Source organism: Nostocoides sp., from assembly GCF_035343835.1.
Lineage (GTDB): Bacteria > Actinomycetota > Actinomycetes > Actinomycetales > Dermatophilaceae > Nostocoides_A > Nostocoides_A vanveenii.
Map to the genome: position 1 here is coordinate 1 of NZ_DAOQZV010000092.1, position 11,607 is coordinate 11,607.

Below are 11,607 nucleotides of genomic sequence, written 5' to 3' on the forward strand. Positions count from 1 at the left end.
GTCGAGTGGCCGGTTCAGGGTCGTCGAGTGGCCGGTTCAGGGTCGTCGAGTGGCCAACGGTGCCCGACCAGGTCCCGCGCGCGGGAGGCGAAGGCCGAGCGGGCAGTATGCGGCATGATGCAGCGCACGCTCTCGGCAGCCCCGGCCGCCCACGCCAGCCTGAGCCGGGCGCTAGGGTCCGGGGGTATGAATATCGTCTTCGTCGAGCCGAGCTTCCCCAACAACCAGCGGCGCTTTGTGCACGCGCTTGCGTCGGTCGGGGCGAATGTCATCGGGATCGGCGAGTCTGACGACTGGGCGCTCGGGGACGAGCTGCGCGATGCGATGGTCGGCTACTACAAGGTTGGCAATGTCACCAACGTCCACGAGATGACGGAAGCCGTGCGCTACATCCAGTCCCAGGTCTACGTCGACAAGCTCGAAGCCACAGTCGAGGCGCACACGATGGCGGCGGCGCAGGTGCGCGAGGCCACCGGCATACCGGGCACGTCCGTGCACGCGACCTGGCTGTGCCGCGACAAGCCGTCGATGAAGGAGGCACTGCGCAAGGTCGGCATCCCGACGGCGCAGTCGACAGCGGCAGACTCGGCGGACGAGATCTGGGACTTCGCCGCCAAGGTCGGTTACCCGCTGATCCTCAAGCCACGAGCCGGCGCCGGCGCCCAAGACACCATCAAGGTCTCGAACGACACCGAACTCGCGCACGCCATGACCGTTTTCGGTGCGCACGGAGCGACGTCGATTGCGGTGGAGGAGTTCAACGAGGGGCACGAGGGGTTTTACGACACCATTTGTGTCAACAACGCGATCGTGCACGACTGGACGACGCACTACTTCCCCAATGTGCTCGAGGCGATGCGCACTCGGTGGATCAGCCCGCAGTTCATCACGACCAACCGGCAGGCCGACTCGTCCTTCTACGGCGAGGTGGCCGAGCTCGGGCGTCAGGTGATCGAGGCCTTCGACATCGGCACGTCAGCGACGCACATGGAGTGGTTCTACGGGCCAAAAGGCTTGCGCTTCAGTGAGATCGGCGCGCGTCCGCCGGGAGTGGGTTGCTGGGATCTCTACTCCGCAGCCAACAATGTCGACGTCTATCGCGAGTGGGCGCACATCCACACGTATGGCGTGCGGGAGCAGCCGATGAACCGTCACTACTCCGCGGGGATCATCGCGCTCCGGCCGGATCACGACGGGGTCATCAAGGGTTACAGCGGGATCGAGGAGATCCAGGACCGCTATGGCGACTGGATCATCGACGGCCACTTCCCGCCCGTCGGGCATCTGACCCAGGGCGTCGAGGCCGGCTATATGGCCAACGCCTATGTGCGCCTGCGCCACCCCGACTACGACGTCTTGCGCGGGATGCTGGACGACGTCGGCCGCACCATCCACGTTTACGCCGGCTGAGGCGCGACCCGCTGACGTGCGCACGATACTCCTTGGGCCACAACGGTTTACGGTCAAGGCCACGACGGCTCTGCGGTCTATAGAGACCGAAGGTCCGGTCGCCGTCATCAACGCCGGGTGGGAAGAACGCGAGGACGATATTGCCGAGTTGGACGCGGCGCTCGACGGCCGCGCCCGCAATCTGCGCCTCTTTCACCGACTCGGCGATGTGCTGCTCAAGGATGCGACCTTCGCGGCGGCCGCATCGCGGTTTCGTGTCCGCCACGACGAGCTGACCGGCCTCTATCGCACCCGCCTCGATCACGTGAAGGCGGAGGTCTATGCCGTCTCGGCACTCGTCCCGATCCATCCGGCCGGAGTGCATCATTCGGCGGCGTATCGCGGCCTGCTCGATGCGGTCGAGAACGTCCGGCGCACCGACGATTGGTATCTGCGGGAGCTGGGTTTGCTGTATGCCGCGCTGGCCGAGGAGGGTCGCACCGAGGCAACGGGGGTGATCGGCTGGCATCGAGGTGAGATCCAGGCTGCGTTAATCGGTTGTGCCGCAATGGTTTTGCCAGGCGGCAATATTCGCTCGCTGATGAGCGCTATCCGGCTTTTCCAGGTGGATATTCCCGCGGAGATGCCGGTCGTGGCCTGGTCGGCGGGCGCCATGGCGCTGACTGACCGGATTGTGCTTTTCCACGACTTCGGGTCGACGGCGGCGCGCGAGACCGAGTTGTTCGACTTCGGCCTGGGCCGGATCAAGGGGGTCGTCGTCTTTCCGCACGCGCGTCGCCGCTTGCGGATGGACGACCCGAACCGGCTCTCGATCCTCGCCCAGCGCTTCCACGACGCGGAATGCGTCGTGCTCGACGACGGGACATTGCTCGATGTGCGCGACGGGGTGCGTCCCGCGAGCGCGCGCATCATCGGGACGGATGGAATCGTGCATACGGGTGATGCGCTGTGAGGCGGAAGCTGCAGATCAACCGTTTGCGCGAAGACCCTTCTCTGGGGCCGGAACTCGTCTCGTCCTTCGTGGCCAAGCACGGTTCGCCGATTATCGAGGGCGCGCATGCGACCTTCCTGTTCCGGGGGGAAGCCGACGAGGTCTTTGTCCGGCACCGCGTGGTCGGGCTTCCTGATCCGCTGCCGATGAAGCGGATCGCCGGGACGGATCTGTGGGCGGCCACGAGCGATTTGCCGGCCGGGTCCCGGGTCGAGTATCAGTTGGAGACGCGTCGCGGCGATCACTATGAGCGCTTCAACGACCCGCTGAATCCGCGGCTGGCGCACTCGCCGATGGGGTCGAGTTCGGTGTGCGCGGGCGAGGGGTATGAGGTGCCGTGGTGGGCGCAGCACCAGCCCGACTCGCGGCCCGGCGAGCTGACCGAGGAGCGCATGCGCAGCCGCGCGTTGCGCCGGGAACAGCACTTCTGGGTTTATCGGCCGGCGCGTTTCAACCCGGTGCTCAGCTACCCGCTGATGGTGGTGCACGACGGTGGCGACTATCTGCAGTTCGCGGCGATGAAGACGGTGCTGGACAACCTCATCCATCATCTCGACGTGGCACCCATGGTCGTGGCCTTTGTGCCGCCCCACGACCGGCTAAGGGAATATCCCAACTATGCGCCGCACGCGAGATTCATTGCGCGAGAACTTGTTCCGACGCTGACCGAATGGCTTCCGCTGCTCGACGCGCCAGCGGGGCGGTGTCTGATGGGGTCGAGCTTCGGCGGGGTCGCGTCCCTGTCGACGGCCGTGCGCTATCCAGGGATCTTCGGGTCGTTGCTGATTCAGTCGGCGTCGCTGGTCTTCACCGACATCGGCCAGGATCACGGCGGTGGGCCGGCCTTCGACCCCGTGGTGAAGTTCGTCAACAAGTATCGCGCCCGGCCGACGGCGCCGGTGCGGCGGATGTATATGTCCTGCGGGATCTATGAGCCGCTGATCACCCCGAACCGCTCAATGGTCTCGGTCTTCCGCGAGGCCGGCATGACAGTGCGCTACGAGGAGAATCGCGACGGCCACAACTGGGACAACTGGCGCGACCGGATGCAGTCGGCCCTGTCCTGGCTCTATCCCGGACCGCAGAAGTATGTCTATGAGTGAGAGCTTCGTGGCGGAAGACATTGGGAGAGAGTCGGTCTCGGATCGCTTGCGGGCTGCAGTCCGAGCCCGTATGCCGCGTGCCCGCGCCGATCTGGCCGCGCTTGTCGCGTGCCGTTCGGTCTTCGACGCGGCCATCGAGCCGCCTGTGGAATGTGCGGCCGCGGTGACGCTGGTCGCTCAGTTGTTGCGCGAGGTGGGCCTGAACGTCGAGGAACGCGAAACACCGGACAGCTCCGTCGCGGTCTTCGGGCGGGCCGTGGTCAGGCCTCGCCGTGACGAGGCAGTCAGTCCGCCCAGTGGCATCGAGCCTCGCGAGGCCACCGGAGACGTGGTGCGCCCCCACGTCCTGCTGTATGCCCACCATGACGTGGTCCCGGTCGGTGATCCGGCGTCGTGGTCCAGCGATCCGTGGACCCTGACCGAGCGCGAAGGCCGCTGGTTTGGGCGGGGGTCGGCGGACTGCAAAGGCAATATCGTGGCGATACTGACGGCGCTTCGAGCGGGCCGAGAAGTTTTGGGCGAGTGGCCGGTTGACGTCACCGTGCTGGTCGAGGGGTCCGAAGAGCAGTCCGCCGGCGGCATGGAGCGGCTCGCCCGCGCGCACCCCGATTTGGTCGCGGCCGACGTCATCGTGATGGCGGACACCGGCAATATCGAGCTCGGCCGGCCGACGCTGACAACCTCCCTGCGCGGCACGGGCTCGGTGCGGATCACCGTGCGAACGATGGCGCACGCCGCGCATTCGGGGATGTACGGCGGGGCGGCGCCCGACGCACTTCAGGCGCTCCTGACGACCCTGGCGAGCCTTCGCTCCCCGTCCGGCGAGACGACGATCGACGGGCTCGACGCGACGGGCTCCTGGGGTGGTGCGGCGTACGACCCGGAGCGTTTCCGCAAGGACGCCGCGCTCCTCGACGGCGTGGAACCCTTGGGGGTCAACGGGATTGGCGCCCCGCCTGAAGCCGGCGAGATCGGCGACGCATACGGCGGGGGCGCGATCAGCTACCCCCGAGGAGCTGGCGCGATCGGCGACCTACTCTGGGCCCGTCCGGCTGCGACAGTGCTCGCGATCGACGCGCCGTCGACGGCTCGGGTCACCGCGGCCGTCCAAGGCGAGGCGTCGGCCATCGTCAACCTGCGCGTGCCAGCGACGATGGATCCTGCTGTGGCACAACGACTTCTGATGGACCACTTGCGTGCGCACACGCCGTACGGTCTGGTGGAGGTCATACCGCTCACGCTGGGACGGGGCTTCGAAGCGCGGACGGATGGGACGGCATACGGGATGATGCGCGGGGCCATGCGCGCGGCCTTTGGCGTGGACGCGGTGACCACCGGCCAGGGAGGGTCGATCCCGCTCACGGTGGCCCTGCAGGAGTTGCACCCGGACGCGGAGATCTTGCTGCTCGGAGTCGAGGAGCCGGCCAGCCGCATCCACGCGAGTGACGAAAGCGTCGACCCCGGCGAGCTCGAGCGCACCGCCCTGACCCTCGCCCTCTTCCTCCAGGCCCTCGGCGCCGCCCCCGCTAGCCCCTAGCTGCACCCCGCCCCCCATCGCGCACGTCGAGTGGCCGGTTCAGCCCCGTCGAGTGGCCTATTCAGCCTGGTCGAAAGGCCGGTTCAGCCGACCGGCGAAACCTGGATCCGGTCGACCGATGTCAGAGACCCGGCGCCCAGGCCGGCGAGGCCGACATAGCCCACGGGGACCTCGGGGTCGGTGGTGACGTGGAAGCTCCCGCCGTTGACTTGGAGCGACTGGTAGCTGTCGACCGAGACAACCTTGATCTCGTTCCATCCCCGCGGGTCGACCGCGTCGTCGGGCTCGGGCGGGAGGAGGAAGGTGCGGGTGAAGTTCGGGTTGATCCGGGCGATGAAGACCTGTCCGGCCGCCGTGTAGCCGAAGCGGTACGACGGGCCCCACTCGCCGGCGGCGTTGCGGTGGCCGGCCGCGCCGTTCGTGATCAGCGACATCGACCCTGGGCCCGTATGCCGCACCCGCGCCACCAGCCATAGGCCTGCGTAGGTGGATCGCGTGCGGACGGTATGCAGGCTCCGATCGGTGCCCGACGAACGCGTCTGGAGCGTGCCGTGCTGGCGGATCCAGCTGCCGCCCACGTCGATCCAGTTGCGCCGATGCGTTGTGAAGTCGTCGGTGAAGCCGGCTCCGGGCGTGGCGTGCGCGGGTGCGATGGTCAGGCCCGTCGTTGCTGCCGTAACGGTCGCGGCGGTGAGTAGCTGGCGTCTGTTCATGGTTCTGCCCTCCTGGGGTAGAAGAGGCGCGCCGCTCGACTCTGATACATCGCGGGACCGCTGGCCACCTGCGCCGGCCCGCGCCGATCCCGGAGGGTGCCTGCTCGCGCCGATCTGGCCCTCAGCTCGGCAGGTCGCCGCCGGTGTTCGCCGCGATGTTGAACAGCCACTCGATGCCGTACTTGTCCATCACATCGCCATAGGTGTCGCCCCAGGCCTGCTGCGCCAGCGGCTGCCCGACCTTGCCGCCCTCGGCGAGCTCGTCGAACCAGCCAGACATGACCTCGATCTCGTCACCCATGAACGCGATGTAGTTGCGCGTGCCGCCCCACGTCTGCTCCGCCCCCGGCATCGCGTCGCTGGCCATAATCGTGAAGTTCGGGTGCACGAGCGCGGCGTGCATGGTCCCGTCGGCCGGCATCTCGGTCATCCCGAAATCGCTGAACTTCAGCACCCGCAGCTCGCCGCCGAAGATGCCCTGATAGAACTCCATCGCCTCGCGCGCATTGCCGGCGAAGTTGAGGTAGGGGTTGACGGAGATGGCCATCCTGCGTCCTTTCGTTGTCGCAATCCGCTTACCGTATGCCGTGTCCCCACCCCGCGTCCTTCTCACCTCCGACCCGGCCCTCGGACCCATAATTCAACCGAATGGTTGACGACTACGCCGTGTCATGATGGACTGTTATCAACCACTTTGTTGAGGAGGAGAAGCAGCGTGCCGGACCAGCTCAGCGAGATCTTCGGGGCCCTCGCCGACCCCACGCGGCGCGACCTGGTCGCGCGGCTCGCGGTCGGTGACGCCACCGTCGGTGAGCTCGCCGCGCCATACGAGATGAGTGTGCAGGCGGTCTCGAAGCATTTGCAGATCCTGCAGCGAGCGGGCCTGATCACCAAACACCCTGTGGCACAACGCCGCTCAGTGCATCTGGAGGCGGAGGCGTTCGACCTGATGACCAAGTGGATCGAGAGGTACCAGCGCCAGGCCGAGGTGCGCTACTCGCGTCTCGAAGCCCTGCTGGCCCGGATGGACGAGGACGGCAATGTCGTTCGCGGCGAACTCAAGGAGACATCATGACCACTGCGCACATCACCCACGCCCAGATCGCGGCCGACCCGAGCGTCCCCGTCATCCACATCACCCGAGACTTCGCGGCGACGCCCGCCCAGTTGGTGCGCGCGCATACGGATCCCGAGCTGGTCCCCCTCTGGATGGGTCCCGACAGCCGCACCGTGCAGGTGGACTACTGGGACGCGCGCTCCGGCGGCAGCTGGCGGTATGTCGATCGCACCGACGGCGTCGAGCTCGGCTTCCACGGGTGCTTCCATGAGATCAGCGACGACCGGATCGTGCAGACGTTCACCTTCGAGGGCATGCCCGAGGCCGTCGCGCTGGAGACGATGACCTTCGAGGACCTCGGCGGCGGCATGACACGACTGCACGCCACCTCGCTCGTCGACTCCTTCGAGGGCCGCGACGCCTGGCTGGCCAGCGGCATGGGCACCGGCGTCAACGAGGGGTATGCCGCCCTTGACCGGCTCCTCGCCGACGGCCAGGTGTAGGCGGCCCGTCAACCTGGTGACCTACCGCCGGGAACTTGGCCAAGCCACGTTTGGCCCCTGCGAGGTCAGACCTTGGCCTTGCGCCAACCGGCGGCGACGGCGGCGGACTCGCTGCAGAACCAACGCTCTCCCTTGGACAAGGTGATCACGGTCTCGTCGTAAAAGCGCTGTCCCGGAACGTGATAGATCTTCTCGCCGGAGCTGGAGATATTCCCCTTGATGTCGCAGGTGTTGCTTGTCGGAGGCGGGGCAACGGGTGGCTTCGGTGCCGTCGGCTTCGGTGCCGTCGGCTTCGGGGGGTTGACGAAGGGCGCTGGGGAGGTGGGCTTCGGCACCGCGCAGCCCGCGCTCCATACGCCCAGCTTGTTCGCCTTGGCGTATGCCTGCGCCTTGAGGAAGGTGGCGCGCCCGGCGTAGTCGCCGCGCGGCACGTACTCCTTGCCGAAGCCGCCCTTGATCAGCGCGTAGGCGGCATAACTGCCGTTCGCCAAGATGACATGGCGTAACAGGCGCCCATACTGATCGTGCTCCGGTTGGCGCGAATCGAGGCGCAGGGCGACCGACTTGCTCTGCACAAGCGACTGCATCTTGCTCGCGGCCTTCTGCGCGTAGCAGTCCTTGGTTGCCAATTCAGGTGTGTCGATGCCGAGCACGCGCACGCGGAAGGTCGTGCCGTTGATTCGGACCTTGATGGTGTCGCCGTCGACGACCGAGGTCACCGGATAGAGGGTCGGCCGGGACGGCGTCGTCTCGGCCGCCGAAGCCACCGGGCCGCCCGAACCGCCAATGTTGTCGGTCTCCGTGCTCGCGAGGCCGGCGGCGTTTTGGGTCGTTCCCGCGGCTGGTGTGGTGCTCGAACTCGTGGTCGCGGCAGTCGGCGCGTCCTCTCCGAGGCTGCCGATCACGGCCACTGCACAGAGTCCGGCCACGGATCCGGCGACCACCTTGTTCCGTAGGCTCATCCTGGCGAGCAACTTCCGCCTGCGGCCGTAGGCCGCCCGCGACGTCACCCATTGACCGGTCGGCGCTGGGCTTCCCGTGCCGGTCGCCGCCCAGCTTGTCGGCCACGGCGACGCTCCCCGCGCTTGGGCCGCCCCGCGGAGCACCGGTCCCGATGACCCGTGCGTCCCAGTGCCGTCCTGGAGTTCCGCCTGGGGCCGGTAGCCCGGCGCGGGCGCGGTGTGCGCAGTCCACTGAGCGCCGTCCCAGTAGCGCAGCCACTCGGGGTGATGCGGGTCGGGATACCAGCCTGCCGGTGGTGTCGTCATACCTGCTCCTACGCGCCAACGGTCCCGCTTCGGGCCCGAACGAGTGACGAAAGGCCATTAGTACCAGAGAGTTGGAAGAGGGAAGGCGCTCCCGATTGGAGAAGAATCGGGGCATGGACTACGAGCATGCGTTGGAGTTCGGCGCCTTCCTCACCCCGGACGCGGCGCACCTGGACCGGCTATTGGAGAACGCGCAACTCGCCGACGTTGCCGGGCTCGACCTCGTCTGCCTGCAGGACCATCCGTATGCCGCGCAGCAGGGCGATATGTGGACCCTCCTGTCCGTCATCGCCGCGCGCACGACTGCGGTGCGGCTCGCACCGAATGTCGCCTCGCTCCCGCTCCGTCCGCCGGTAGTGCTCGCCAAGGCGGCGGCGACGCTCGACCTGGTCACCGGTGGACGGGTCGAACTGGGCCTCGGCGCGGGCGCCTTCTGGGACGGCATCGTGGCCGCCGGCGGGCCGAGGCGCACACCTCGGGAGGCCGTCGACGCGCTCATTGAGGCGATCCGGATCATCCGCGCTTTCTGGGCTGGCGGGTCGGTGCGCATTGCGGGCGAGCACTACTCGGCCGTGGGTCTGAAGCCGGGTCCCGTTCCGGCACATGACATTCCACTCTGGTTGGGCGCCTACAAACCGCGCATGCTCCGCGTCACCGCGCAACTGGCCGACGTGTGGATCCCGAGCATGGGGTATGCCGATCCACCTGCCCTGCCGGACATGAACGCCGCGATCGACGAGGCTGCCGTCGCGGCCGGGCGCTCGCCCGAGGCCGTGCGGCGGGCCTACAACATCTTTGGTTCCTTCGGTCGGGGCTCCGAGTTCCTCAAAGGCACCCCCGCCAACTGGGCCGCGCAGCTCGCCGAACTCGCTCTCGCCCAAGGCATCTCCACATTCATCCTCGGCAGCGACGACCCACGGGCGCTCGCGACCTTCGCCCAGGAGGTCGCGCCGGCGGTGCGCGATCAGGTCGACACCGAACGTGAGCGGCGCGCGACCCAGGGCCTCGCCACGCAGGACGAACGGCCCGTCGGCGACGACGAGTCGGGCCGCAATTTCGTTGGCGGGCCTGGTTATAGCGCGGCCCGCCAACGAAAAGGCGGCCCCACTCGCGAGCAGTCCGGCCTGGCTGGCGCCGAGGCCGGCCAGGCCGATGAGGAGAGCGGCATGGCGGGGGGGAGGACACAGCAAACGGGCTTGAGCGTGCGGGCGACGCCCGACGACGGCACCCGGCTCGCGCGGGAGGAGGCGTGGGACGAAGGCGACCGGCCGTCATACGTGCTCAATGAGCGCGACTTCACCGCGGAGCAGGAGGCGACCGCGCAGCACCTGGTCGACGTGCACGACCACCTGCGGCAGGAGCTGCAGCAGGTCCGCGGGATCATCGCCCAGGTGCGCGACGGGTCGCTCGGCGTGGGCGCGGCGCGGTCGGCGATCAACACGATGACGATGCGGCAGAACAACTGGACGCTGGGGGCGTACTGCGCGGCCTACTGCCGGGTCGTCACCGGCCACCACACGCTCGAGGACCGCGCGGTCTTCCCGCACCTGCTCAGCGCCGACCCCGCCCTCGCACCCGTCATCGACCGGCTCGAACACGAGCACGACGTCATCGCCGACCTGCTCGACCGGCTCGACGAGGCGCTCGTCGCCGTGGTCAGCACCGACGCCGCCGCACCCGCGCTCGACACCCTCGCCGCCGAGGTCGACCTGCTCACGGACGCGCTGCTCTCGCACCTGGCGTATGAGGAGCGCGAACTCCTCGCGCCCCTCGCGGCATACGGCTTCCAGTAGCGCCGGCGGGAGGACGGGAAAAGGACCCCAGCCCGGCCGGTATGACGTGCCGCGGCATGGCATTCGATGTCCTGCCAAGCGTGGCTCCCTTCAGAACACCGGCTCGGTCCTCGGCGGGTCACCTACACACGCATTTGTGTAGGGCTCGACACATGGCCACCAATCTCGCGATCGACCCCGACCTGCTCGACCGGGCGCTGCTCATCGGCGGCGAGGGCACCAAGAAGGCGACGGTCACTACTGCGCTGATGGAGTACATCGCGCGCCGAGAGCAGGCGGGGGTCCTCGACCTGTTCGGGACGGTGGATTGGGACGCGAACTATGACGACAAGGCGGAACGGAGCCGCGGGTGACCCTGCTCGTGGACACCAGCGTGTGGTCGCTGGCCCTGCGGCGCGGCCGGCCCGCGGACCTACCGGAACTGACTCGCCTTTCTCCGGCATTGTCCGGGCGGGACTTGGTTGCGATGACCGGCGTCGTGCTCCAAGAGATCCTGCAAGGAGTCGTGGCACCGGCCTCCAGGGCGGCGATTGTCGAGCGCTTCGCCCCGCTCGCCTACCTCATGCCGATCGCGATGACCACATTGCCGCCGCTGAGATGAGGAACGAGTGCCGGCGGCATGGCGTGCAGCTCGGGGCCATCGATGCCCTCATCGCCGCCCTGGCGATCCGCCACCACGCCACCCTGCTGACCACTGATCAGGACTTCGTCCACGCTGCCGCGTGGATCCCGGTGCGCGTGGGGTAGCCGGTTGACTTGGGCCGTGCGCTCAGCTGCCGGCCGGCAAGCTCAGGTATGCCTGGGGAACCGCCTCGGTCAGCCACACCCCGTTGTCGCTGATGAAGAACTCGTGGCCGTCCGTGCCCATGGAGGCGGCATCGACCCGTATGACGAGTGGCCGACCCCGGCGGGCACCGACGACATGCGCGGTCGCCTCGTCGGCCGACAGGTGAACGTGGTTGCGGCGCATGGGGATAAGGCCGTGCTCGCGGATGCCAGGCAGCGCGGCGGCGACCGTCCCGTGCCACAAGACCGCCGGTGGAGGCGTCGCTCTCAGGCCGAGGTCGACGTCGATGGTGTGGCCCTGGCTGGCGCGGATGCGGGTGCCGGTGGGGTCGACGGCATACCGGCGCTTGTTGTTGCGCTCGACGACCTCGTCGAGGTCGGCCCGGCTGACCCGCGTGCCCGAGGCGTTGAGCGCGGCCAGCAGGTCGTCGATCGCGACCCAGCCG

General features: G+C 68.0%; 14 protein-coding genes. 10 read left to right on the top strand and 4 right to left on the bottom strand.

Features of this window, described 5'->3' with window-relative positions; genetic code table 11:
- Positions 1-114: 114 nt before the first annotated feature.
- The 4 genes from PKH97_RS08310 (at position 115) to PKH97_RS08325 (ending at position 5,041) form a co-directional block, all read left to right on the top strand.
- On the top strand, positions 115-1,410 hold the full coding sequence (locus PKH97_RS08310) for an ATPase (protein WP_324386940.1): 1,296 nt from the start codon (positions 115-117) through the stop codon (positions 1,408-1,410).
- 16 nt (positions 1,411-1,426) lie between these two features.
- Positions 1,427-2,362, top strand: coding sequence for a hypothetical protein (locus PKH97_RS08315; protein ID WP_324386941.1), 936 nt, complete (start codon positions 1,427-1,429; stop codon positions 2,360-2,362).
- Positions 2,359-3,504 (top strand): alpha/beta hydrolase-fold protein, encoded by a 1,146-nt coding sequence (locus tag PKH97_RS08320; protein ID WP_324386942.1) that lies wholly within the window; start codon positions 2,359-2,361, stop codon positions 3,502-3,504. The genes PKH97_RS08315 and PKH97_RS08320 overlap by 4 nt, the downstream gene beginning before the upstream one ends.
- 70 nt (positions 3,505-3,574) lie before the next feature.
- Positions 3,575-5,041 carry a M20/M25/M40 family metallo-hydrolase gene (locus tag PKH97_RS08325; RefSeq protein ID WP_324386943.1) on the top strand — a complete coding sequence of 489 codons (1,467 nt, stop codon included), beginning with the start codon at positions 3,575-3,577 and terminating at the stop codon, positions 5,039-5,041.
- 83 nt (positions 5,042-5,124) lie between these two features.
- On the opposite strand, the gene PKH97_RS08330 is transcribed toward PKH97_RS08325, so the two are convergent.
- Positions 5,125-5,754, bottom strand: a complete 630-nt coding sequence (locus PKH97_RS08330; RefSeq protein ID WP_324386944.1) for a hypothetical protein — start codon at positions 5,752-5,754, stop codon at positions 5,125-5,127.
- A 121-nt stretch (positions 5,755-5,875) separates the two neighbouring features.
- Positions 5,876-6,301: a VOC family protein gene (locus PKH97_RS08335; RefSeq protein ID WP_324386945.1), complete on the bottom strand. Its 426-nt coding sequence runs from the start codon at positions 6,299-6,301 to the stop codon at positions 5,876-5,878.
- Positions 6,302-6,469: 168 nt separating this feature from the next.
- On the opposite strand from PKH97_RS08335, the gene PKH97_RS08340 reads away from it, so the two are divergent.
- Together PKH97_RS08340 and PKH97_RS08345 are read left to right on the top strand one after the other, a co-directional pair.
- On the top strand, positions 6,470-6,829 hold the full coding sequence (locus PKH97_RS08340; protein ID WP_324386946.1) for a metalloregulator ArsR/SmtB family transcription factor: 360 nt from the start codon (positions 6,470-6,472) through the stop codon (positions 6,827-6,829).
- Complete coding sequence (locus tag PKH97_RS08345) at positions 6,826-7,314, top strand: SRPBCC family protein (protein WP_324386947.1); 489 nt, start codon at positions 6,826-6,828, stop codon at positions 7,312-7,314. Before PKH97_RS08340 ends, PKH97_RS08345 begins: the two co-directional genes overlap by 4 nt.
- A 65-nt stretch (positions 7,315-7,379) precedes the next feature.
- On the opposite strand, the gene PKH97_RS08350 is transcribed toward PKH97_RS08345, so the two are convergent.
- Positions 7,380-8,582, bottom strand: a complete 1,203-nt coding sequence (locus tag PKH97_RS08350; RefSeq protein ID WP_324386948.1) for a thermonuclease family protein — start codon at positions 8,580-8,582, stop codon at positions 7,380-7,382.
- Between the two features lie 113 nt (positions 8,583-8,695).
- Between PKH97_RS08350 and PKH97_RS08355 the strand changes: the two genes are divergently transcribed.
- The 4 genes from PKH97_RS08355 (at position 8,696) to PKH97_RS08370 (ending at position 11,122) form a co-directional block, all read left to right on the top strand.
- Positions 8,696-10,375, top strand: coding sequence for an LLM class flavin-dependent oxidoreductase (locus PKH97_RS08355; protein ID WP_324386949.1), 1,680 nt, complete (start codon positions 8,696-8,698; stop codon positions 10,373-10,375).
- 152 nt (positions 10,376-10,527) lie between these two features.
- Positions 10,528-10,728 carry a type II toxin-antitoxin system VapB family antitoxin gene (locus PKH97_RS08360; protein WP_324386950.1) on the top strand — a complete coding sequence of 67 codons (201 nt, stop codon included), beginning with the start codon at positions 10,528-10,530 and terminating at the stop codon, positions 10,726-10,728.
- A complete protein-coding gene (locus tag PKH97_RS08365; RefSeq protein ID WP_324386951.1) occupies positions 10,725-10,976 on the top strand; it encodes a hypothetical protein in 252 nt (83 codons plus the stop codon). Before PKH97_RS08360 ends, PKH97_RS08365 begins: the two co-directional genes overlap by 4 nt.
- Positions 10,973-11,122, top strand: coding sequence for a PIN domain-containing protein (locus PKH97_RS08370; RefSeq protein ID WP_324386952.1), 150 nt, complete (start codon positions 10,973-10,975; stop codon positions 11,120-11,122). Before PKH97_RS08365 ends, PKH97_RS08370 begins: the two co-directional genes overlap by 4 nt.
- Before the next feature lie 22 nt (positions 11,123-11,144).
- On the opposite strand, the gene PKH97_RS08375 is transcribed toward PKH97_RS08370, so the two are convergent.
- A partial coding sequence (locus PKH97_RS08375) for an RNA 2'-phosphotransferase (RefSeq protein ID WP_324386953.1) occupies positions 11,145-11,607 on the bottom strand: 463 nt, incomplete at its 5' end.